The sequence below is a fragment of the Austwickia sp. TVS 96-490-7B genome (assembly GCF_019331795.1).
Classification (GTDB): Bacteria; Actinomycetota; Actinomycetes; order Actinomycetales; family Dermatophilaceae; genus Austwickia.
On record NZ_JAHPZL010000001.1, the window covers coordinates 350,067 to 372,931 of the forward strand.

Annotated in this window: 17 protein-coding genes; 11 read left to right on the plus strand and 6 right to left on the minus strand. The window is 61.7% G+C overall.

Going from position 1 to position 22,865, the window contains the following annotated elements; genetic code table 11:
* Positions 1-137 precede the first annotated feature (137 nt).
* Together KEM60_RS01560 and KEM60_RS01565 are read right to left on the minus strand one after the other, a co-directional pair.
* Complete coding sequence (locus KEM60_RS01560) at positions 138-1,709, minus strand: glycosyltransferase family 87 protein (RefSeq protein ID WP_219105732.1); 1,572 nt, start codon at positions 1,707-1,709, stop codon at positions 138-140.
* Positions 1,706-4,324, minus strand: coding sequence for a transglycosylase domain-containing protein (locus KEM60_RS01565; protein WP_370626249.1), 2,619 nt, complete (start codon positions 4,322-4,324; stop codon positions 1,706-1,708). The genes KEM60_RS01560 and KEM60_RS01565 overlap by 4 nt, the downstream gene beginning before the upstream one ends.
* 150 nt (positions 4,325-4,474) lie before the next feature.
* Here KEM60_RS01565 and KEM60_RS01570 point away from each other — a divergent pair, with 150 nt between their 5' ends.
* The 4 genes from KEM60_RS01570 (at position 4,475) to KEM60_RS01585 (ending at position 8,144) form a co-directional block, all read left to right on the plus strand.
* The gene (locus tag KEM60_RS01570; protein ID WP_219105734.1) at positions 4,475-5,554 is read left to right on the plus strand and encodes an inositol-3-phosphate synthase; all 1,080 of its coding nucleotides are present in this window, start codon (positions 4,475-4,477) and stop codon (positions 5,552-5,554) included.
* 138 nt (positions 5,555-5,692) lie between these two features.
* Positions 5,693-6,361 (plus strand): TetR family transcriptional regulator, encoded by a 669-nt coding sequence (locus KEM60_RS01575; protein WP_219105735.1) that lies wholly within the window; start codon positions 5,693-5,695, stop codon positions 6,359-6,361.
* Positions 6,358-7,350: an ABC transporter ATP-binding protein gene (locus KEM60_RS01580; protein ID WP_219105736.1), complete on the plus strand. Its 993-nt coding sequence runs from the start codon at positions 6,358-6,360 to the stop codon at positions 7,348-7,350. Before KEM60_RS01575 ends, KEM60_RS01580 begins: the two co-directional genes overlap by 4 nt.
* Entirely contained in the window at positions 7,347-8,144 is a 798-nt protein-coding gene (locus tag KEM60_RS01585; RefSeq protein WP_219105737.1) for an ABC transporter permease subunit, read from the plus strand. The genes KEM60_RS01580 and KEM60_RS01585 overlap by 4 nt, the downstream gene beginning before the upstream one ends.
* Positions 8,145-8,183: 39 nt before the next feature.
* On the opposite strand, the gene KEM60_RS01590 is transcribed toward KEM60_RS01585, so the two are convergent.
* Positions 8,184-9,707: a CCA tRNA nucleotidyltransferase gene (locus KEM60_RS01590; RefSeq protein ID WP_219105738.1), complete on the minus strand. Its 1,524-nt coding sequence runs from the start codon at positions 9,705-9,707 to the stop codon at positions 8,184-8,186.
* Positions 9,708-9,839: 132 nt separating this feature from the next.
* On the opposite strand from KEM60_RS01590, the gene KEM60_RS01595 reads away from it, so the two are divergent.
* The 7 genes from KEM60_RS01595 to trxA all read left to right on the plus strand — a co-directional run bounded on the left by KEM60_RS01595 (position 9,840) and on the right by trxA (position 19,860).
* On the plus strand, positions 9,840-10,322 hold the full coding sequence (locus tag KEM60_RS01595) for an NUDIX hydrolase (RefSeq protein ID WP_219105739.1): 483 nt from the start codon (positions 9,840-9,842) through the stop codon (positions 10,320-10,322).
* A gap of 44 nt (positions 10,323-10,366) precedes the next feature.
* Positions 10,367-12,691 carry a DUF6049 family protein gene (locus tag KEM60_RS01600; protein WP_219105740.1) on the plus strand — a complete coding sequence of 775 codons (2,325 nt, stop codon included), beginning with the start codon at positions 10,367-10,369 and terminating at the stop codon, positions 12,689-12,691.
* On the plus strand, positions 12,688-14,424 hold the full coding sequence (murJ, locus tag KEM60_RS01605) for a murein biosynthesis integral membrane protein MurJ (RefSeq protein WP_219105741.1): 1,737 nt from the start codon (positions 12,688-12,690) through the stop codon (positions 14,422-14,424). Before KEM60_RS01600 ends, murJ begins: the two co-directional genes overlap by 4 nt.
* 78 nt (positions 14,425-14,502) lie before the next feature.
* Positions 14,503-17,127: a protein kinase family protein gene (locus KEM60_RS01610; protein WP_219105742.1), complete on the plus strand. Its 2,625-nt coding sequence runs from the start codon at positions 14,503-14,505 to the stop codon at positions 17,125-17,127.
* 288 nt (positions 17,128-17,415) lie between these two features.
* Positions 17,416-18,222, plus strand: a complete 807-nt coding sequence (locus KEM60_RS01615; protein WP_219105743.1) for a hypothetical protein — start codon at positions 17,416-17,418, stop codon at positions 18,220-18,222.
* Between the two features lie 216 nt (positions 18,223-18,438).
* Positions 18,439-19,416, plus strand: coding sequence for a thioredoxin-disulfide reductase (gene trxB / locus KEM60_RS01620; protein WP_219105744.1), 978 nt, complete (start codon positions 18,439-18,441; stop codon positions 19,414-19,416).
* Positions 19,417-19,521: 105 nt separating this feature from the next.
* On the plus strand, positions 19,522-19,860 hold the full coding sequence (trxA, locus tag KEM60_RS01625) for a thioredoxin (protein WP_370626251.1): 339 nt from the start codon (positions 19,522-19,524) through the stop codon (positions 19,858-19,860).
* 136 nt (positions 19,861-19,996) lie between these two features.
* Here the strand turns inward: trxA and KEM60_RS01630 are convergent, their stop codons facing one another.
* From KEM60_RS01630 to KEM60_RS01640, 3 genes are read right to left on the minus strand one after another with little or no spacing between them, the layout of a single operon-like run.
* Positions 19,997-20,485, minus strand: a complete 489-nt coding sequence (locus KEM60_RS01630; RefSeq protein WP_219105745.1) for an NUDIX domain-containing protein — start codon at positions 20,483-20,485, stop codon at positions 19,997-19,999.
* Positions 20,486-20,489: 4 nt separating this feature from the next.
* Positions 20,490-21,731: a ParB/RepB/Spo0J family partition protein gene (locus tag KEM60_RS01635; RefSeq protein ID WP_219105746.1), complete on the minus strand. Its 1,242-nt coding sequence runs from the start codon at positions 21,729-21,731 to the stop codon at positions 20,490-20,492.
* The gene (locus tag KEM60_RS01640; protein WP_370626253.1) at positions 21,728-22,657 is read right to left on the minus strand and encodes a ParA family protein; all 930 of its coding nucleotides are present in this window, start codon (positions 22,655-22,657) and stop codon (positions 21,728-21,730) included. The genes KEM60_RS01635 and KEM60_RS01640 overlap by 4 nt, the downstream gene beginning before the upstream one ends.
* Positions 22,658-22,865 lie beyond the last annotated feature (208 nt).

Here is a 22,865-nt window from a genome sequence, read left to right on the forward strand (position 1 = left end):
TCTATGCCTCGCTCAGCGATCTGTCGCAGAGCGGATGGCACGAGCCAACTGTCCAAGACTACCCGTTGCGCCACACCCAGACCCAATCGTCATGACCATGGTCTGCTCTAAAGGCCGGGATGCCTCAGCGTCTCCGATCAGACCGGCGCGATGATCATCCGGTCCGCCCGTCCAGCCAAAGGACCGGCCAATTCATCCGGTTCAATGGCAGCATCACGCATCAAAACTTCAGGGTCGCCGTCATGATCAGCGCGAGGCTCTCGGTTCCCGCCCTGCGGCCCAGCGGTGACGAGGTCACTCAACGACAACTCGCCTGACTGCTCCTCAACGGCAGTGACCGGATCAGGATCAGCGCTGGATCGTCGCCATGCGTGCCGCCATGCCATCGCCACCAACCAGGCCACGGCTAGCAGTCGCATCGTGGCAAAAAACATCAACCACGGCAGTGGCAGAGCCCGATTGGGATCACTCTGGCCAGCGAGATAGAGCCAGATAGCCACGAAGTACAGGATTTCGCAGGAGGCCCAAATCAGGTGGTCCCGCCATCGCAGCCGAGTCATTGCCAGCAACGGCAACACCCACAATGCGGTCTGCACCGGCAATGACCGGCCGGTGAGAAGGACGATTCCCACGACGATCAGACTCACTTCGGCGATGGTGGGGCGATGCGGAGCGGACAAGGTGACCAGCGCCCCAGCCAGCACAGCCAATACCCAACCGATCACAGTCAACGATGCGGTGATGGACGGACCCACCGTGACTCCGAAGACGTGCGGGAGATACCAGAGTGACCCGTAGTCAGGACCAGCGTTGATCCACTGCTGGTAAGGCAGGAGCATCCAGGACACGTCGTCCACGCTGCGGAGCGCCCCGGTGGCTAAACCCACCCCAGCCAGGAGCGCCAGCGTCCCGACGTATGTCAATAGAGCTGTCCCCGCAGTCTTGGCCCACACCGGGATCCGACCCGCACGCAGTGACACCATGCCAAGGACGAGAATCAGCAAGATCGGGTAGGTGCGGGCAGCCACGGCGAGCCCCAGCAGGACGCCGGCCCAGACAGGTTGCTGTCGTGACCACAGATAAAGGCCGTACGCCGCAAGAGTCACGCCCAGGAGGTCTGGGGCAACCAGCGCGACGGTGATCAGGATGGGACTTGCCGCCACGTGCGCTGCCCGCCACGGGTCGCGCCGACTGCTACGGGCCACGGTGCGCACCAGCATTGCCAGCAGTGCCACGGTCAACACCGCCCAGGCCATGAAAAACCAGCGCTGGCGGGCACCCATGTCCGCGCTGGGCACCAACAAAGCCACGAGCCACATCACTGCACCGGTCAGGGGAGGTTGTGTCGTGCCAGTCACACCATGCCCGTAAGGAAAGCCGCCGTTGGACAGTGGAGTTCCGGCGTAGAGAAATGGCAGGTCGGAATAGCAGGCCCGCCAAAACACATCCGGGACATGCCATCCGTTGGCAACGCAATGCCCCTTCTGCAACAGACCTGCCGCAACCATGAGCGACGCGATCAAGGTCAGCGCCGAACTCGCCGCTGACCATCCCATCGCCTGACCAACTCGGGCATACCTGCCGATTGGGCCACCGATCAGGGTGCTGGCCGCTCGAACCACCGGGTCGTCCGCGGCAACCGGGACGTCCCGGATGGACAGCGGTGTCTGTCGCAGTGAAGGGTCAGGCGGCGCCTTGGTCACGGTCATTCACCCCAGCCAACCGGTGGCCGGAGTGGTTGACCTGGCTGTGGTGGTGGGATCGGGAAGCCTCCTGATCCGGGCCCCCCCGGTCGGTTCCCTGGCGGTGGCACGCTGTCGCCCCCAGGGATAGTCGGGACGGTGAACGTCGGTCGAGGAGGCCGGGTGTACGTCGGCTCCGGCAGACGGGTCTGGCTCGGCACCGGGGCAGTCGGTACTGGCACGGTCGGCACCGGCGTAGTGGGCTGGAAGGTCGGAGTCGAGGTCGGCATGACCTTGTCGTCACCGATACCTGCTCGCGGCGGGAACTCTTCCACCGGCTTGCCCTGCAGGTAAGCAGAGGTGAACGCCGTCCAGATCTTCACGGGTAGTTCGCCTGACCCGAGGGAGGGGATGTCCGTCATCGACTGGGGCGTCTTGCCGTCTGGACCGGGAAGTTCCATGCCGATCGCGGTGGACACCTGGGGGGTGTATCCGGCGAACCAGGCCGATTTACTGTCCGTCGAGGTACCGGTCTTACCAGCGGCTGGGCGACCCAGCGAGGACGCGGCCGAAGCTGTGCCACCAGGCTGAACCACCGCCTGCAAAGCGTTGGTGGCGTCAGCGGCCTGGTCCTTCTCGAAGGCTTTGGTCAGTTCGGGTTTGTTCTCTAGCAAGACCCGGCCATCAGCAGCCGTCACCGATTTCACGATGTATGGCCGAGCCCGCATCCCCTGAGCGGCAATTGTCGCGTAGGCATTGGCCATGTCGAGAGGACGAGCCGCAGCACTTCCCAGCACATTTCCGATGTTGGCTTGCAGACCGATTGTCCGAGCATCGCCTTCACCGTTTTCTGGGGGGAGACCTGCGGCTAGAGCTGCCTTCAGCGTGCTCTCGGGGCCAACCTTCTCATTCAAACGCACAAAAGCCGTGTTGATCGATCCGGCCAGCATCTGTTTGATATCGACCATGCCGTGCCCGGCAAAGTCCCAGTTTTGAATAGGTTTAGGCTCTCCGGGGATCTTGAGCGGCGTAGAACTGTCGAACGTCGCTTTCGTGCTGATTCCTTGCTGCAGAGCTGCCAGTGTAGTGAATGCCTTCATTGTCGATCCGGCCTGCATATGAGCCTGGGTGGCGTTGTTATATTCCTGTTTCAGGAAGTCCGATCCGCCGTAAATAGCAAGGATCGCCCCATCGCCCGGCTTGATCGATGCCACACCGATTCGCACACCAGCGCCTTTACCCTGAGTGGGCTTGTTGTCTTCGACCGACTTGACAGCCATGGCCTGAATGCTGGGATCGATCGTACTCACCACCCTGATACCGCCACCTCGGATCTGCTGGTCCGGGATCCCGCGATCCCGCAGTTCCTGCATCACGGCCTGAACAAGGTAGCCATTGGTGCCACCGAGAGCTTGCTTCGGTTTGTAGGCGATCACCTTGGGGAAGGTCTGCTTGGAGCGTTCCGCCTGGGAGAGCCACCCCTTTTGAACCATCCCATCCATGACGTAGTTCCAGCGCTCCTCGGCTGCCTTAGCTGCAGCCGGGCTGAGGTTGGGGTCTAGTCGAGATGGCTGGTTGATGATGGTCGCAATGAGGGCGCCTTCACCGACAGTGATTTCGCTGATATCTTTACCGAAATAAGATTTAGCAGCAGTCTGGATCCCATAGGAGTTTCGACCGTAATACACCGTGTTGAGATAGTTCTCGAGGATCTGATCCTTCGTCAGTTCACGGTCAATCTTGATCGAGATGATAATTTCCTTACCCTTACGTTCCATGGTCTGGTCCTGGGTAAGGAAGTAGTTCTTCACATATTGCTGGGTAATCGTGGATCCACCACCGGCATCCCGTCCTTTGAGAGCACCCACCACGGCGCGCCCAATACCGGATACCGAAATTCCACCATTCTGATAGAAGTCACGATCCTCAGCGGCAATGACGGCATGCTGGACACCCTTAGGAACCTTACTAAGGGGCACTGACTCTCGGTTCACACCTGATGGTCGATCAAGTTCAGTCTTACCGTCTGCAAAATAAATAATAGATGCCTGGGCCTTGGCTAAATCATTAGGGTTAGGAATGCTGACCATCGAATAAGCGAGGCCAGCAAGGCCTATTCCTGCCAGGAAAAGTGCCAGCATCGTGAGGAGGATGCCCTTCCAGGGAAACCTGCGACGACGCTTCGGCTTGCCAGGACGCCCCCCGGAGCTACCCGCCCCTCGCGACCCGCTGCTCTTCCCTCCAGACCCTCCACTCTTACCGCCGGAGCGCCCTCCACTACTACTGCCGCGACCACCACGGCTCTGGCCACTCTGGCCACCACTATCTCCGGAAGTGGCACGGCTAGGGCGCCGTCGGGCATCGACGACCATCACATCTGGAGACGTCCACGTCCCCCTGGTCGGGTTACTGGAAGGCGTCACACAGTCCTCTTCCCATCGGGCCTGCACCGGCGTCGAAACCGACGCAAGACAGCGACAGGCGCTTGAAGGCATCAGCCTCAGTATGACGACAGACACCACAGAAGCCCCACCAAGTAGTACTTGAAGATCCCCCGACCACCCTGGGTCCGCATGGCTGTCGCCGTAGACGAGTCTGACAGACGTCCCAGACAAGGTCCCACAAGTTGGTGACAAAGACATAGTTTGTTCTGTATCGTCGCGTGCAGCATCTGCTCCGGCAACGAGCGCCGGAGCTCCCTGGCAGTTGCCATCTCCCCTGGGCCTTCAGCACCCGGAAACAAGCAGGTCGACGTACCTCATTGCTGTCACCCCACCCCGGAAAGGACCCCTATGAGCACCATCCGTGTCGCCATCGTTGGCGTCGGTAATTGCGCCAGCTCTCTCGTCCAAGGTGTGCACTACTACGCCGATGCCGACCCTGGGGTCAGCATCCCCGGACTCATGCATGTTGAATTCGGTGGCTACCACGTCCACGATGTGGAATTCGTGGCCGCTTTCGACGTCGACACCCGCAAGGTCGGCACCGATTTGTCCAAGGCGATCATGGCCGGGGAGAACAACACGATCCGTATCTGCGACGTCCCTGAACTCGGGGTCACCGTGCAACGCGGCCACACCTACGACGGACTGGGTAAGTACTACCGACAGACCATTGAGGAATCGCCCGAAGCGCCAGTCGACATCGTCGAGGTTCTCCGCGAGCGTCAGGTGGATGTCCTCGTCAGTTACTTGCCCGTGGGCTCGGAAGAGGCCGACAAGTTCTACGCACAGTGCTGCATCGATGCGAAGGTCGCCTTCGTCAACGCCTTGCCCGTCTTCATTGCCAGTGACCCCGAATGGGCTGCGAAGTTCCGTGAGGCTGGAGTCCCGATCATCGGAGACGACATCAAGAGCCAGGTTGGGGCCACGATTACCCATCGAGTGATGGCCAAACTGTTTGAGGATCGAGGCGTCGTCCTCGACCGGACCTACCAGCTCAACGTCGGCGGCAACATGGACTTCAAGAACATGCTGGAACGTGAGCGACTGGAGTCTAAGAAGATCTCCAAGACCCAGTCAGTGACCTCAAACCTGCAGCAAGAGATCAAGGGTCGGGACGTTCATATCGGCCCGAGCGACTACGTGCAGTGGCTTGACGACCGCAAGTGGGCGTATGTCCGTCTGGAGGGGCGCGCCTTCGGGGATGTTCCATTGAACCTGGAATACAAACTGGAGGTTTGGGACTCCCCGAACTCTGCGGGCATCATCATTGACGCGATTCGAGCAGCGAAGATCGGACTCGACCGGGGCATCGGGGGGCCGTTGCTGTCTCCGGCGGCGTACCTGATGAAGTCCCCCCCGGAACAACGTCCCGACGACATCGGACGGGCCCAAGTGGAAGCGTTCATCCGAGCTGAGACTCCCTGCTGACCTCGTCGATCACGAACCAAGCAGGGCCCCGCACCTACTCCGTGGAGTACTGGTGCGGGGCCCTCGTCGTCAGTGGCGGAGTGCGATCGGCCATGGTGCCATTGACCATCGACTGAACTTGTGTTTAGCATATTAAACATGAGTTCAGTCGAGGATGATCTGACTGCCCGTGCTCGCATCCGCAACGCGGCTCTCGCTGAATTCGCTGACAGCGGTTTCAGCACAGCGACCGTGCGTAGCATCGCCGCTCGGGCAAAAGTCTCCCCCGCTCTAGTGATCCACCATTTCGGCAGCAAAACCGCCCTTCGCAGATCCTGCGACGAATACCTGCTCGCCTGGTTCCGCCGGGAACACACCGCCGTACTCTCTGGGATGTCACTGCCGACGCGCGCTGAATACTTCGCTGCACGGCCAGAGTTCGTCGTGCTGTACGCCTATCTGCAACGCAGCATTCATGACGGCGGCAGCACCGCCGACGCTTTCTTTGACCACTTCGTCGCTGACATCACCTCTTCCTTGAGTGTCGGCGAAGCCAGCGGGACGATCCGTCCGTACGGCGATCCCCACGCCCGAGCCGTCATCACAGCGGCCATCAGCCTGGGCTTGATGCTCTTTGACACCCAGATCGCTCGTCACCTTGGGGGCGAGTCAATCCTCGACCCAGCCGTCTTGGACCGTTACACCGCATTCACTGTGGACCTCTACACCCACGGGATGCTCACCGCCCCGGTCGATTTCGCCCCAGAAACCTCCCCCGAGGCCCCCGCCGCACCGCCCCAGCCACCGCCGACACCGGAGGAGCCATGACCGCAGCCATCGACGTCCGCGGACTCCACAAGAGTTACGGCGTCCACGTCGCGCTCCACGGCATCAACCTCACCGTGCCCACGGGGGACGTGGTCGGCTTCATCGGCCCCAACGGCGCTGGAAAGAGCACCACCATGCGGATCCTGCTCGACATCCTGCGCCCAGACCGCGGTGAGGTCCGGGTGCTCGGACACGACCCCCGCAGCGGCGGAGCCGCCCTCAGGTCACGGATGGGCTATCTGCCCGGCGAGCTTCGCCTCAACGGTCGGTACGACGTGGCCACCTTGCTCGACCACTACCTGAAGCTGTCCGGAAACGATCGGACAACCCCTTGTCGTACGGCCTGGCTCCCGCTGGCCGAACGGCTCGACCTTGACCCCACCAAGACCGTGCGTGGTCTCTCTAAAGGCAACAAGCAGAAGGTCGGACTGATCCAAGCGTTTGCTCACCGCCCTGAACTGTTGATCCTCGACGAACCCACCTCCGGCTTGGATCCGCTCGTCCAAGCCGAATTCCTCGGCATGGTTCGGGAGGCTCGAGATGCCGGTCAGACCGTTTTCCTGTCCAGCCACGTGCTCTCCGAAATTGACCAGGCAGCGAACCACGTGATCGTCCTACGCCGCGGCGAGGTCGTCCTGGAATCAACGGTTGCAGTCCTGCGCGCCAGCGTGGCCCCGCGGATCACCCTGCGCTTGGCGGGCTCCATCTCCCCTGAGGTGTTCGCTTGCCTTCCCGGCGTCAAATCCGTCGAGGTCATTCCCTCTGCGACCGCAGGCGAGCCGACAGAGACCACCACGCTGGCCATCACCACGGACGGGCCACCAGATCAGGTCGTGAAAACAGCGGCCAGATTCACCGTGCTCGACCTGGACGCCGCGCGTCCCGATCTGGAGGAAGCCGTGATGCGGCTCTACACCGACCCTGCCTGTTGCCCCCGGCAATTCGACCACGATGACCCCTCGACCGGCACCGGCAGGACGATCCGATGAACACCTGGACGATCTGCGCTCGATGGCTGCTGGATGCACGACGTGCCCTGCTCGGGTGGGGACTCGGCTTGATCAGCATCTGTCTGCTCTACCTGCCGCTATTTCCGTCCATGCGAGACAGCGGTCTCATCGGCGACAAGCTCGCGGTGATGCCTCAAGGCATGATCGATTCGTTTGGCATGGACATCGTGACGATCTCTACGGGGTGGGGATATACCCATCAGATGATTTTCGGGATGCTCGGGTTGCTCCTCATGCTCGTCCTGGGAATCAGCACCGGAGCAGCCGCCATCGCTGGCGACGAGGAATCGGGATCGCTAGAGATGACTCTGGCCCATGCCACCGACCGGCGCGCCCTGATCAGCGCGCGACTGGTCGCCCTACTAGGCATTGTGCTCGGCATGACCGCCCTGCTCGCTCTCACTGTGGCGGCTTTCTCCGCACCATCACAGTTGGGCCTGACCGCTGCGGGACTGCTCGGGGAAGGACTCGCCCTGGGGTTACTCACCGCGCTCCACGCGTTAACCGCGTTCGCAGCCGGAGCAGCAGGGGCCCGTCGAGCAGTAGCTTCGAGTCTCGCCACGCTCGTCGGCATCTGCGGGTGGTTCCTCCACCACATGGGAGGTAAGGTCGCCGACTGGCTCCCGCAGCTTTCACCCTTCCACTGGGCCTACGGCGCAACACCCTTGCGACACGGCGTCGACATGGGCGGATTGGCGCTCTTGGGCGCTGTCTGTCTCATGCTCATCGCCGTGTCGTACCTGCTCTTCGAGCGTAGAGACCTCCGGGCCTGAGCCAGCTGCAGCGGTATCACGAGTCACCCGCAGGGTGCGTCAGTCACCGCACTCAGCTTGTTCTGCCCACCACCGACGCAGTTCAGCCTCAGCGGCTTCCTTGCCCACCGGACCGGCGTCCAGGCGGAACGCCAACAGATGCTTGTAGGCACGTCCCAGAACCGGCCCTGGGGGGATCCCGAGAATCGCTGAGATGTCGTTGCCGTCGAGCTCAGGCCGGACCTTCTTCAACTCCTCCTCAGCGGTGAGTCGGGCGATACGTGCCTCCAACTCGTCGTACGTTCGCCAGAGTCGAGCCGCTTTCTTGGCGTTCCGGGTGGTGCAATCCGCCCGCGTCAGACGGTGCAGTCGAGACAACATCGGCCCCGCGTCCGTGACATAACGACGTACGGCGGAGTCGGTCCATTCACCCCCGCCGTACCCATGGAAGCGCAGATGCAGCTCAACCAGCCGAGCCACCGACCGAGTCGTTTCCTTGTCATAACGCAACGCGCGCATCCGTCGGGTCGTCATCTTCGCCCCGACTACCTCGTGATGATGGAAGCTGACCCCGCCCCCACTTTCAAAACGCCGAGTTGGCGGCTTGCCAATGTCATGCAGCAAGGCTGCCAACCGCAGCACCAAGTCCGGGCCTGGTACGACGCCTCCCACCACCCCGGCATCCTCGTCAGGGTCGGCATCAGGGGCAGATTCCAGTGCGATGGCTTGCCGCAACACCGTCAAGGAATGCTCGTACACGTCCTTGTGGCGATGATGTTCATCAATCTCTAGCCGCAGCGCGGATAACTCCGGCACGACTCGCTCGGCCAAGCCGGTGTCCACCATCACCCGGATCCCCGCGACCGGGTCAGCACCCAACATCAATTTCGTGAACTCATCCCGCAACCGCTCCGCCGAGACCATTCCTAGCGACTCAGCCATCTCGACCATCGCCGTACGCACCTCAGGAGCCAAGTCAAACCCGATCTGAGAGACAAACCGGGCCGCCCGCATCATCCGCAAGGGGTCATCAGCAAAACTGACCTCAGGAGCCCCAGGAGTGTCCAGGCGCCGTGCTGCCAGATCAGCTAGGCCCCCGTGTGGGTCGACGAACTCCAGGGAGGGAAGCCGCAATGCCATCGCGTTGACGGTGAAATCTCGCCGGACCAAGTCCGCGACCAGATCATCACCAAACTCCACCGTCGGTTTCCGCGTCGTGTGGTCGTAGGAGTCAGCCCGATAGGTGGTGATCTCGATGAGATCTGCACCCTTGCGCAGCGCAATCGTGCCGAAAGCCCGCCCCACATCCCACTGGGCATCCGCCCAGCCAGCCGTGAGTTTCTCGATCTCTTCTGGACGAGCTGAGGTGGTCAGATCCAGGTCAGGTGCGCACCGACCGAGGAAAGCGTCGCGAACTGGACCTCCCACCAGGGCCAGCTCATGTCCTGCGGCCGCGAATATCTCGCCGAGCTCGCCAAGGACAGGTAGGACAGGGGCGAGACGGCGTACGGCCTCTTTCAAGAGGTCGTCGATCTGGGTCTGAGCAGGAGAAGACACAGTTCCCAAGCCTAGGGGAGGTGCCATAGATCTGTGGACGGCGGATGCGCTCGACCGGGCTACCACCGACGTGAGGTCGCCCCAGGGGGAGGCCAGCACGCAAGAGAGCGAGCGCTAGACCCACATGGACTGGCACCCCGGTCCCGTTACAGTGACGGAATGAGCACGCCTCCACGACCCGACCGGCCAGTGCGCCGGTTACCGGCGGTGGTGGAGACCTCAGCCGGTGGGATCGTGGTCGACGTCGTGGAAGGTCAGGCCAGAATTGCGGTGATCGCCCGGCGGAACCGAGCTGGGCGGGTGGAGTGGTGTCTTCCAAAGGGACATCAGGAAGGATCAGAGACCTTGGAGCAGACAGCTGCTCGGGAGGTCGCTGAGGAGACCGGCATTGAGGGCCGGGTGCTCACCGTGTTGGGGACGATCGACTACTGGTTCTCGACGCAGGATCGCCGGATCCACAAGGTGGTCCATCATTATTTGCTAGAAGCCATCGGTGGAGAACTCACAGTGGAGAACGACCCGGACCATGAAGCGATCGACGTGCGGTGGTTTCCGTTGACGTCCGTGCACGAACGTCTGACATTCCCCAACGAGCGCCGGATCGCGAGAGTGGCCTGGGAGAGGCTGGCTGGACAACGATGACGCCCCGAGAGCGTCGTGACCGCGCAATGGCACGACGCAGGCGAATGACCCGGAACAGTTGTGCCACGACAGTCGTCGTGATGGCCCTCGGCTGTGGGGTGATGCCCGCATGGGCGGCGGATCCCGCCTCAGCCCCCGCGTCTGAACCCGTCACTGAAGTCATATCGAAGAAGATGGTGACCAATGCGTCACCCGCGGATGTGCAACCTGGTACCGCGACTACCCCCCACCCCGAGTTGATGCCCCGCTCCACGGTTGCTGCCGGTGTTGCGCTGAAGGTAGATAATCTCAGCCCCACCGTCGCCAGCCCAGGCAAGGACATTACGGTCCAGGTCAATGTGAAGGCCCTGACCGCCGATCGACTGGACACCACAGTGCGGGTGCGCGCCGGTGGTGCGCTCTTATCCCGCGCCGAGTTGGACGCCGACCGAGACGTCGCGACCCTTCCAGTGGTCTCCGCTGACACTCCGGTCACCGCCCGCAAAGACGGCACCCAGGTGACCGTGAAGATTCCTGCCGCCCGCCTTTCCTTCCCTGCGTCGTACGGCGTCCTTCCTCTGGTCGTGGAGGCGAGCCGACAGGGTCAAACGTCCACCCTCGCTACGTTCTTGCCATTTGAACGCACTAAAGAATACGAACCCATCTCTTTAGCTGTAGCGATCCCTCTGACCGCTGACCCGGACCCGGAGATGGTCTCCCCTGACCCGGGCACTCGGGAACGCGCCTGGGAGAGAGCGGTCAAGGACGGATCCCGCATCGACCGGATTCTCAAGGGCACTAATGACGCCGACGTGACCTATGCCGTCGATCCTGCGCTGACCGGTGCCTTGCCCAAGGACCCTGGCAAGGACAACTCGAAGAACGGCACTGAGGCGCCACCATCTGGTGCTGCGACCAGTTCTACGTCCTCGCCCAACGGCTCATCTCCCTCCCCATCACCATCGCCAGGGTCTCCCGCAGGCAGCGGGCCTCGTGCTGGGCTCGCAGAACGACTGTCTTCGCTGGCCACGACTCATCCGTTATGGGAGCTTCCCTCGGGGGACCCTGATCTGGCCGCTTTGTTGGGCAGTGGGGTATCCAAGGAACATCTGGCCTCGGTGTTGCGCTCTGACCGTCGCCTCGCTGATCGGGTGTCTCCAGACAGCACCCCGGTGGCCTGGCCGACCTCTTCGTTGACTCAACAACAATTCGGGGAGCTCAAAAGCGGTTACGGCCCAGATCGCCCTGCGTCACTGCTCCTCCCCTCCGGCGCAACGGCACCAGGATCGGCTGCTGGACCAGCAGGACCTGCCGCACCCGCTGCGGCGGCAGATGCGGCCCGGCGACTATCTGATGGCACAGCTGTCTTGGCCTATGACGAGACGCTCAGCAAACTCTTGGCCAACAGCTCCGCACCGGACCGGGTCGGTCTGGTCCAACGCTTCCTCGCTGAGACGATGACGCTGCTCCAGCAGTCACCGGGCAAGGCCCGTCGCCTCCTCGCGGTGGCACCTCGATCGTTGAATCCGCAGCCGTCAACGTTGAACAGCATGTTGTCGATTGCCCGATCGACACCCTGGCTGCGCAGTATCTCCACCGGAAGCCTGCTGACCACCGCCCGCAGCCCCGAAGCTACCGTCACGCAACTCCCCACTGGACAAGTCCCTTCAGGTGCGATCGATGCTGGCGGGTCGCCGCTAGACCCGTCCCGCCTCGGCGCTATGGAACACGATGTCGACCGGCTGCAGGGCTTCTCCAGCGCGTTGGCCGGGCCGACATCGACCACCGCTCCAGCGGCTCAGCCCACCGCTAACACTCGCCCGGTCGACCCCTCTGCAGTGAGCCAAGACTTGTGGAGCCTGCTCTCGGTGCGTTGGCGGGGCCGGGCTGGCCAATGGGAAGAGGCCCGTCGACTTTTGGACGGCAGAGTCTCTTCCTTGATCGAAGGTGTGTCGGTCATCCCGAGCCAGGTAAACTTCTTTGCCGACTCCGGAATGATTCAGGTCACAGTGGTCAACAAGTTGAGCATTGATGTTCATGACCTCCAACTTCGCCTGGTTCCTCCCGGACGAAGCCCACGACTTCGTGTCCCTGAATCAGCACAGCCAGTGAGCGTGGCAGCAGGAAGTCGAGCCACGGTACGAATCCCTGCCGAGTCAGTAGCAGCCGGAACTGTTGTCATCGCTACGGAGTTGACTACTCCTGATGGCACACGACTAGGTGTTCCGGACACCACTTTGTCGGTGCATGTCCAACCGACCAATGGTTGGCTCATCCTGGGACTCGGAGGAGCCACCGGGGTGATCTTCCTCGTGGGCCTATTGCGGACGATCCGTCATAATCGTCCCCGTGTCAGCGCTGAGGACCTCAAGGAGATCGACCTCGAATGACCACCGGAACCGCTCCTGAGGCGTCCGCGGACTCGACGTCGCCCACCCCAGGGGAGAAGAAGTCCACGCAGGACGACGGAGTGGCCCGTGGCAGCGCTCTGATGGCCTCCGGGAGCTTGGTCTCCCGAGTTCTTGGCGTCGTACGAATGTCGTTGATTGCTGCACTATTTGGGGTAAACACTGCCGCGGGCGATGCCTGGCAAGTAGCAAGCATTCTCCCTACCACCGTCTACATGCTGCTGGCGGCTGGTGCCATCAATGCCATCTTCGTCCCACAGCTGACCCGTGCTGAGCAGTCAGCGGACGGGGGCAAGGACTTCATCGACCGTCTGCTGACCTTGTCATTCATCTGTTTGGGTGTGACAACGGCGCTGACCATACCGCTAGCACCCGTGCTGGTGTCGAGTTTTGCCTCATGGCCGACTGACTCCCCGACGTTTGCCTTGTCGGTGAAGTTTGCCTACACGGTGCTGCCAGCAATCTTTTTCTACGGCGTCTACACGGTCCTGGGTCAGGTGCTCAACGCCAAGAAAATGTTCGGCGCTTACGGGTGGGCCCCGGCGTTGTGCAACATCGTCTGGTTGATCGGGATGGGATCGTTCATGATCCTCCACCCCGACGTGGGCACCAAGCTGTCGGATTGGTCAATGTCTTCGATCATCATCATCGGCGGCTCCTTCACCCTCGGGGTGACCTTGCAGGCCTTGATTCTGATCGTGCCGTTGTTGCGGTCCGGGTGGCGGTTTCATCCGAAGTTCGGTTTCCGCGGGATCGGGTTGAGCTCCGCAGGGAAGGTCGCTGGATGGACGTTCGCGGGGATCGGGGTGACACAGGTTGCCTTGGCGGTGAGTTCCCAGGTATTGACCTCCAGCACTGGTTCTGGTCTGGGAAAACTTGGTTATGACAATGCCTTCTTCCTGTTCATGACGCCACATGGTCTGATCACCGTGTCCTTGGCGACCACCTTGTTCACGCAGATGTCCACTGCGGCTGCTCGGAAAAACATCTACGGCGTACGCACGCATCTTCGGCGGGGTTTGCGGCTGATTGGTGTCGCGTTGATTCCGACCACCATCGCCGCCTTGTGCCTGGCCAACGCGGGCACCTCCATCGTTTTCAGCGGCAATGACATCCAAACCACCCGTGAGGTGTCACAGGTTTTCATGTTGTTGTCGTTGGCTCTGCTGCCCTACGGCGTGATGTACCTGGTGCAGCGGGTCTTCTATGCCTTTGAGGACGCCAGGACTCCGTTCTGGTTGTCGTTCTTGGCAGCAGTCATCTTCTCGATCGGTTCAGTGGCGGCCGTGATGCTCTTCGGGACGGAGCACCGCGCTTTGGGGGTGGCAGCTGCCGCGGTGGCCTCAGACATTGTTGCCGCGCTGGTAGGGCTGCGGTGGGTGGGTCAGCGTCTGGATGACATGCCGATGATCGACGTCTGGGAGAGCTGGACCCGGGCTTTGTTCGCCTCACTGACTGCCGGGTTGGGGACTTTGCTGGTCGTAGGAATTCTGCAATGGTTGCTCCCGGATCGGTTTGGGGCTCTCCTCACTCTCGTCCTCGGCGGTGCTGCCTTCTTGGTCATCTACGTCGTGTCGGCGAGGTGGCTGTGGATCCGCGATCTGAACGACTTGTTGGGACCTTTACTACGACGTGTCGAGGGCCTTTCCCGCAAGAAAACCGGGGTGCAGCACGATGCGGCTTCCGGATCGCGCAAGGGCGCGCACAGGGCCTGACCCGCACTCCCCTCTAAGATGGCCGTGGGAGGTGAAGGGCACGCCGTGGGGCGCGCCGGCCACACTGAAGGAGTTGGCGTGCAGGAGTTAGCGCCCGGGCGCATTATTGGCGGCCGGTATACCCTCGACGAGCGTCTGCTCACCTCCGCGGACGGTCGAGAGTCCTGGACGGCGACAGACACCACGTTGCAGGCCGAGGTCAGCGTCACGCTGGTGCCCGCAGATTCCGACGGAGCAGCGGGGATGTTGGATGCGGCACGGCGTGCTGCACATGTCCGAGATCACCGATTGGTGCGGGTTCTCGACGTCGGAAGCACCGATGGAGTGTCCTGGGTGGTCGAGGAACACCACCGGGATACCCGCTCCTTGGTTGACGTCATTGAGGACAAGCCCCTGACTGGCGAGCAGGCCAGGACATTACTGGGTGAAGCGTCGTCGTGTTTGGCGGTCGCGGCCCGCCGGGGGATGCACCACATGAGGTTGACGCCGTACATGGTGCAGGTCACCACCACCGGTGGTGTCCTCATCAGCGGGTTAGGTACGGCGATCGCTTTGGACGGTGGTGAAGAACCCACCACTGAGGATGCCGCACGCGCTGACAGCGTGGGTTTGCTCGCTTTGGCGTATTACGCCATGACCACGCGGTGGCCATTGCCAACCTCCGTGGCGGGCGTTCTTCCTGCGCCGAAGGTCGTGGGTGGGGTCCCGGCACCATCAGAGATTGCGGCTGGTGTCCCCGCTGATCTCGACATGCTTTGCCGGACTGCACTCAACGGCAAACCGGGACCGGTGGGTCCGGCCCAACTGGCTCGCGAAGTCGCGCCGTGGCGTCCGTCTTTATACAACCCGGACCCGGTTTCTCAGAAGTCATCAGCACGACCGACCACACCAGCAGTGCCAGGGGCTAAAAAACATGAATCAGCTGCAGCTGCAACACCTTCGACCGAAGAACCCGATCTTCCCGGTTCCGATCCCAGGCCAGGGGACACCATGAGCGTCCGTGATGATGACGCCAAGGAGCCAGCGAAACCACACCGACCGTCGAGTGGCCTCAACATGGATCAGCACCCACAGGGTCCTGACGATGAGGTCACGACCGCTCTGAAGAAGCACAAGCCCTCTCCTGCCGCAAAACCCACGTCTGACAATGACGACGACACCACTAAGGCCCTGCCGGTGCAGTCGGGGCGTCCAGGGAAGCAGCGCAAGAACACCGCCGCACCGTCCCAGGACCAGTCAGCCCCCAAGGAAGCCACGGGCGACGACACCCCAGCAGCGGCACCGTCATCCCCAGCGGAATCGTCGGCATCGGCTAAGAGTGGGGCCCGGCCTACCGCGAACAAACCTTCGAGAGAAGACCGTCTCGCCTCCGCTGCGCAGAAAACCCAACCCATGCCCCAGCAACCTGGACGCAAGCGCCCTCCCATTTCGGCGCCGCCGCCGCAGGGACCTCCGGTGGTAGGCCCGGCAACACCAGGTGTGCCTGCGACCAAAGACAGCAAAGCTCCAGCAGCACAGCCGACAGCGCCTCCCCGGGGCGAGTCCGCGCCGCCATCGTTGGCGACAGCCCCGCCTCCTCAGGGTCGACGACAGGAGCCTGCTGCGCCTCCGCCTAGCCTTGCGGCAAAGTCGCCAACGCCTCGTCCGGCACGCCCTGCGCCTGCTTCGGCCGCTCCTGCTTCGCCCGCTCCTGCGGGGCCTGCACCCATGCAGATCTCGCCGGGCGGTCGGCCAAGGAAGACCGACGCCCCAGTAGCGGCATCAGTGCCGCAGAGCCCGGACAACGCCACGGAGAAGGCCTCGGACCGCTCTGGACCTCATCGTTCTCCCAGCGAAGAGACGACGGAAGCGGCTCGCCACCATCCGGGTGAAGCCGTCGCTAAATTAGGCACCTTCGCTCGAGCTGCTGCAGATAAAGCACAACTGAAGAAAGAGCAGTACGCCACCCGGAAAGCCGCAGAGCAAGCTGAGCGTCGAGAGCTAGAGCACTCGGTTCGACTCTCTGACATTCCCAGTGCCCCGTCGGAGTATCCGTCCGCTGGTCCTTTGCTGCATTTCGTGCCTGAGGATCCGCCGGGAACGCATTCACGGTTGGTATTGAGCATTGTGGCTGCGACAGTCGTGGTAGCGCTGCTCATTGCGATGGTGGTGTTGTTGCAGGCAGTAAGTGGCGGTGATGACGCACCTCAACCTGCGAAGCCTTCAGCAGCGGGTCCGGCATCAAGTCGAGTGCCTGCGGATTCTTCGACGCCGGCAGCCCCAGGCAAGCCGATATCCATCGTCAAGGGAGTCAGTGTCGATCCGTACGGTGACGGTTCGGAGAACGACGGCCAACTCCCCAGGGCGTTCGACGGTGATCCCGCCACCCGGTGGGCTTCAGAGCGGTACCTCAGTGATCCCGGCTGGGGCGGCGACGGAAACCGTGGGGTGGGCGCTGCCTTTCAACTGGGCTCGCCCACAGCGCTGAAACAGGTGAAATTGTCGTTCGGGGAAACATCGCAGACCGGTGCGATCTACGTCTCGGATCGCCCGGAGATCACGGGTGCGACGAAGGTCGGGTCGTTCTCCGAGGCCACGGGGACGACGACGGTTGAGGTGACTGACGCGCCACGTGCGGCGTACGTCATGGTGTGGTTCACCAAAGCGGCGAAGGACAACGGTGGGTTCCGGGTGGCGCTCAATGAGATCGTCCCGCTGGGTTAATGATTTCCTGAATCGACCTGTTGTCACCCTGTGAGCTGGGAATATGTCCTTGCTGAGAGCCTGACATCGTCCACAGCGGTGCCCGGATTATCCCACCTCTGAGCTGCATCATCTTTCCCGTCATCGTCGAGACGGAGATCACTTTCAGACTTTCTGGGAACCTCTTCGGGGGTCCGAACCGTCCTCTGAGTGGAATCCTTCCAATGGGGCACGCTGTTGAGCACAGGTCACGGCATGCTGCGGGTGGAGGAACTCAACCCTCATTTCGGGAGATAGGGGATTCGCCAGGTGGCCAGCAAGGAACCGGAAACGCCGAAGCACTCTCCCCACGACGACGACCCCACCGGCGTGCAGCGCCTGCTGTCGACACTTCCTGATCCTGCGCCGATGCCACGAGACCTCGTCGATCGCATCAATGCATCGTTGCGGGAGGAGTCGCAGCGTGCAGAGGATGTCCACTACGCCCTTTTTGCTGGGCGAGGCACCAAATCGATCTCTCGGCGGTGTTGGCGAGCCTTAGGTACGGCGACGGCGGTGTTGGCTGCCGGTGTGATGGCAGCGACGTCATTGCAGCAACCTGAGTCCGCGTTATCTCGTGCGCTGACCGGCCCTGGCCCCACAGATGAGGGTACGCCGTCACTCAGCACGGAGGTCGGTGAGTCTCCTGACCACGGGGCAAATCCGCATGAATCCCACGATTCATCGGCAGTGATGGCACACGGTCAGAGCGGAATCAACCCACCGAGCAGTCCGCAGCGGCAAGGGTTAACGATGTGGGGAGAGTCGCCACACACCTATGTGCCGGCTGAGCTCCTCCCCAAGGCGAAGCAGTTGCTGTCCTCAGCTTCAACTGCGCATCTCGGTCCGGTCACGTCAAAGTCGGGGCGTCTCTCGACCTTGACGGGGTTGGAGCGATGTCTTCAGGCGTTGGACATCCCCAGCGATGCCTCCGTCGTGGTGGACGTTGCCACCTACGAAGGCAAACCAGTGGCAGTAGTGGCATCTCAGCACGAAGGGGTGGAGCAGGTACGCGTCGTCAGGCGCAGTTGCACCGAGGGGGATCCGGGGTTGATCGCGGGACCGTACGGATTATGAGCATCCGTCCTTTTCCGTTCGACACTGATTCTGGCCGGCAGTTACGACATCGACGCGAAGCCGCTGATGATCGGAGGGTTCCTGGAATGATGGGAGTCCTCGCGATGTTTCATCGTCGACGAGTGGGCCGGGCGACGGTTGTACCGCGGGCAACCTGCCTCGGTGCTCTCCACTGGACACCCGCGGGTGTCTGCTGATCGTGATTGAGGAGCATGTATGACGGACGACGTACGCCAGATCATCATCATCGGTTCGGGCCCCTCCGGCTACACCGCCGCCGTGTACGCGGCCCGCGCAAATCTGGCTCCCTTGGTTTTCACTGGTTCGGTCACTGCCGGTGGCGCGTTGATGAACACCACCGAGGTCGAGAACTTCCCGGGGTTCCCCGAAGGCATCATGGGCCCCGATCTGATGGACAACATGCGGGCCCAGGCTGAGCGCTTTGGCGCTGAGCTCGTGGCTGACGATGTCACCGCAGTGGACCTGTCTGGCGACATCAAAGTCGTGACTGACGGAGCGGGTGTGGAGCATCGCGCCCACGCTGTGATCCTGGCGATGGGCTCGGCGTACCGCGAGCTCGGCTTGGAAGACGAGAAGCGACTCTCTGGCCGCGGTGTCAGCTGGTGCGCCACATGCGACGGTTTCTTCTTCCGTGACCACGACATTGTCGTCGTCGGTGGCGGGGACTCCGCTGTAGAGGAGGCGACCTTCTTGACGAAGTTCGCCAAGTCGGTGACGTTGGTGCACCGTCGCGACGAATTGCGTGCCAGCAAAATTATGGCTGAGCGGGCACACAGTAACCCGAAGATCACTTTTGCCTGGAACTCTCAGATCAGCGCGATTCATGGGGACAACAAAGTTTCTGGAGTCACGTTGAAGGACACCCAGACTGGCGCCGAGCGCGATATTTCGGTGACAGGGGTCTTCGTCGCCATCGGTCACGACCCGCGTAATGAACTGGTGCGCGGCCAGGTCGAGCTGGATGACGAAGGATATGTGGTGTGCCAAGGCCGGTCGAGCATGACCAGCGTCCGTGGCGTTTTCGCCTGTGGTGACCTGGTCGATCACACCTACCGTCAGGCCATCACCGCTGCTGGCTCGGGTTGCTCAGCAGCGTTGGATGCGGAGCGTTTCCTCGCTGAGCTCGAGGATGCCGGTACAGCTGTCGCAGCAGAGGCCTCATTGACGGTCTGATCATTTAGCTCAGATCTGCGTGACGGTGTCGGAAGTGTGTCTGACCAGCCCCCACTGCGTTGCTGTGCAGCGCACTTCCTGGACCGACATTGTTGTGGAACATCGATGAAAGGAACTTCTGTGGGAACACTTAAAGAGACCACTGACGCCACATTCGCTGAGGACGTGCTGATGAGCGACAAGCCTGTCCTCGTGGACTTCTGGGCAGAGTGGTGCGGTCCATGCCGTAAGGTCGGCCCGATCCTTGAAGAGATCGCAGCGGAACACGGTGAGAAGCTGACCATCGTCAAGATGGACATTGAGGCCAACCAGGCCACTGCTGCCGAGTATGGCATCGTGAGCATTCCTACGATGAATCTCTACTCTGGTGGACAGGTCGTCAAGTCGATCACTGGCGCTCGGCCCAAGCCAATGCTGTTGCGTGAACTGGCCGACTTTATCTGAGTTCGATCCACGCTCCAGGGCTATTCATTGATCCGAATCGTTCCTGGTGATACCCGGATGGTGGGAGACGATTTCTCGTCTCCCACCATCGGTTCATGTGACGTCCGGATGGGATCTCGGAGAGTGTTCACTGCTGCTAATCCGAATCGAAGCCCAGCGACGACATCAGTGACACCTGTCCCGCAGCCAGCTGAGTCAGGACAAACAGTTCTGTGCGAGCAACCGGCGTCGGCAGGACAGAGAGAGAAAACCAGTCGAGGCCACCACATTTAAGTGGCTCTTGGATCGTGGGAACCCCGTGCCACCGATCACACGTGAAGAAGAAATCGACGCGTTGGCTGAGAGGCGCGTCATCTCCGTCCCGTTTATGCAACACCGTTAACGGGACAAGATCATCTGCAGTGATGGTGATGCCGAGTTCCTCGCGGACTTCCCGTACTGCTGCGGCGTGAACACTTTCACCCAGTTCGACATGTCCCGCCGCCCCACTGGCCCAATGTCCATCCATGAATCCCGTGTTGCGCCTCAACTGCAAGAGGACCTCGCGGCCACCACCATGAGTCCGCTGCAGGAGCACATACACCGCGGGGACCAGTCGAAATCGGCCCTCGACAGCGGTCGGCATCTGGTCAGCGCCCTTCTACGAGAGCCAAGATACGGTCGAGGTCATCAAGCGTGGCAAACTCCACCGTCACCTTCCCTTTTCGCTTCCCCATCGCTACTCGGACTCGAGTGTCAAGGCGCTCAGCGAGCCGGGTCTCGACGTCATCAAGCCGGTGATTCCGCTCTGGCAGGGACCTCACCTTCCGCGGTGCCACCGGCTCTCCGGGACCACCAATCGCGATGATTTCTTCGACTGAACGCACCGACAGACCCTCAGCGACGATCCGTTGAGCCAGGCGTTCCATCGCGGCTCCGTCGTCTAGTCCGAGCAATGCCCGGGCGTGGCCAGCCGAGAGCACCCCTGCAGCCACCCGACGAGCAACCAAAGGAGGAAGGCGTAGGAGCCGGACGGTATTGCTGATCTGTGGTCGCGACCGGCCGATGCGCTGAGCCAGCTCTTCGTGCGAGCACCCAAAATCGTCGAGAAGTTGCTGATAGGCCGCAGCTTCTTCAAGGGGGTTCAGCTGGCTGCGGTGCAAATTTTCCAAGAGAGCGTCGCGCAAGAGGTCATCATCAGCGGTGTCCTTGATCAGTGCTGGCACGGAAGACAAGCCAGCTTCTTGGCAGGCACGCCATCGTCGTTCCCCCATGATCAGTTCAAACTGCACCGGGCTGGGAGCCCCCGAGAGCACCGCTGAGTCAGCGTCGGGCATCGGGACTCGTCGTACGACGACAGGTTGAAGAACTCCGATCTCCTGGATGCTGGCCACCAACTCCGCGAGCTCGTCAGGATCAAAGACCGTACGCGGTTGTCGCGGATTCGGCCTGATCATGTCAAGAGGAATCTCTGCATAGTGCACACCAGGCACATCTCTGAGACCGGTCGGGTCAGACTCAGCCGATGTCCGTTGCGGGGAATCAGTCAACGATGTTTCACGTGAAACATCGCCGGTTTCACGTGAAACCTCTCGGTCTGACGCCAGCTGTCCCGGCGGCGCTGGGGAGCTCGGGGGGTTCGCATACGCCGTACTCATTCGATCCCCGACTGGCGAGTCCATCGGTGATGTTTCACGTGAAACCACGTCGGGAATCGGGAACCGGCCCACGAGGAGGTCTGCACGCGATGTTTCACGTGAAACATCGCTGGTTTCACGTGAAACATCACCCGCATCGGGAAAGAAGACGTCGGTGGGCCTGCCTTCGACCACCGGAGCAGTGGGGATCAGGGCTCCCAGGCCGCGACCAAGGCCGCGTCGCTTCTCAGTCATCGCTGCCCCCAAGCACGCATCGCCAGTTCTGCTGCCGCCTCCGCATAGGACAGGGCACCGGTACTGGCTGGGTCGTAGGTCATCACAGACAGTCCGTGGCTAGGAGCTTCGGAGACTCGGACGGATCGAGGTACCCGACTTCGCAGCAGCAGTTCTGGGAAGTGGGTCCGCACTTCGTCGGCTACTTGGGAGGACAGCTTGGTCCTGGCGTCATACATCGTTAAGAGCATGGTGGACACGTGCAGCGACGGATTCAGGTGTTTGCGAATCATCTCAATGTTTTTCAGCAACATCGAGAGACCTTCCAGGGCGTAGTACTCACACTGGATCGGAATCAACACCTCATCGCCAGCGACGAAGGCATTCAAGGTCAGCAGGCCAAGACTCGGCGGACAATCGACAAAGACGTAGTCGGGTCGCTGTTCGCCGCATTGCTGCAGATAAGACCTGATCGCGCGCTGAAGTCTGGTTTCTCGTGCCACGAAAGAGATGAGCTCCACCTCGGCACCGGCCAAATCGATCGTGGCGGGCGCACAGTCGAGACCTGGCACATCAGGACAAGGACGCACCACGTTCAGCAATGGGACATCGTCAATCAACACCTCATATACCCCTGGGGTGCCGGGTCGGTGCTCAATGCCCAGAGCAGTGCTGGCGTTACCTTGTGGGTCAGCATCGATGACCATCACTCGGAGTCCGCGCAGAGCTAACGCGGCAGCCAGATTCACTGCCGTGGTGGTCTTACCCACCCCACCTTTTTGGTTGGCCACCGTAATCACCCGGGGCGACGGAGGGCGAGGCAACAACGGCATTCCCGTAGGAATCGGAGCAGTCACCTCACCAGCCAGCACCGTGGACTGGGAGTCCAAGGAGACGGCGAGACTGAGGTCCGGCCTGAGTCGAGTCTCCCTCAATGATGTATCCACCGGGTCATCCTGCACTGTCGATGACGCTGGCATCCACGGCCGACGACTGGTGGACGGTGATGTTTCACGTGAAACATCACCAAGAGCCTCGCCATCTTCCCACCTGGTGCTGGCCCATGTTTCACGTGAAACAGTCGCATGAGTGTCGTCCAGTGACACTGTTTCACGTGAAACAGCGACAGTTCCCCACACAGACGGCCATCCGAGA

Excerpts from the sequence above, each read along its gene's own strand:
- KEM60_RS01590 (WP_219105738.1), bottom strand. The coding sequence starts at position 9,707 with ATGGCACCTCCCCTAGGCTTGGGAACTGTGTCTTCTCCTGCTCAGACC.
- KEM60_RS01630 (WP_219105745.1), bottom strand. The coding sequence starts at position 20,485 with ATGCCGACCGCTGTCGAGGGCCGATTTCGACTGGTCCCCGCGGTGTAT.
- KEM60_RS01595 (WP_219105739.1), top strand. The coding sequence starts at position 9,840 with ATGAGCACGCCTCCACGACCCGACCGGCCAGTGCGCCGGTTACCGGCG.
- trxA (WP_370626251.1), top strand. The coding sequence starts at position 19,522 with ATGAAAGGAACTTCTGTGGGAACACTTAAAGAGACCACTGACGCCACA.
- KEM60_RS01575 (WP_219105735.1), top strand. The coding sequence starts at position 5,693 with ATGAGTTCAGTCGAGGATGATCTGACTGCCCGTGCTCGCATCCGCAAC.
- KEM60_RS01565 (WP_370626249.1), bottom strand. The coding sequence starts at position 4,324 with ATGTCTTTGTCACCAACTTGTGGGACCTTGTCTGGGACGTCTGTCAGA.
- KEM60_RS01580 (WP_219105736.1), top strand. The coding sequence starts at position 6,358 with ATGACCGCAGCCATCGACGTCCGCGGACTCCACAAGAGTTACGGCGTC.
- KEM60_RS01585 (WP_219105737.1), top strand. The coding sequence starts at position 7,347 with ATGAACACCTGGACGATCTGCGCTCGATGGCTGCTGGATGCACGACGT.
- KEM60_RS01635 (WP_219105746.1), bottom strand. The coding sequence starts at position 21,731 with ATGACTGAGAAGCGACGCGGCCTTGGTCGCGGCCTGGGAGCCCTGATC.
- KEM60_RS01600 (WP_219105740.1), top strand. The coding sequence starts at position 10,367 with ATGACCCGGAACAGTTGTGCCACGACAGTCGTCGTGATGGCCCTCGGC.
- trxB (WP_219105744.1), top strand. The coding sequence starts at position 18,439 with ATGACGGACGACGTACGCCAGATCATCATCATCGGTTCGGGCCCCTCC.
- murJ (WP_219105741.1), top strand. The coding sequence starts at position 12,688 with ATGACCACCGGAACCGCTCCTGAGGCGTCCGCGGACTCGACGTCGCCC.
- KEM60_RS01560 (WP_219105732.1), bottom strand. The coding sequence starts at position 1,709 with ATGACCGTGACCAAGGCGCCGCCTGACCCTTCACTGCGACAGACACCG.
- KEM60_RS01570 (WP_219105734.1), top strand. The coding sequence starts at position 4,475 with ATGAGCACCATCCGTGTCGCCATCGTTGGCGTCGGTAATTGCGCCAGC.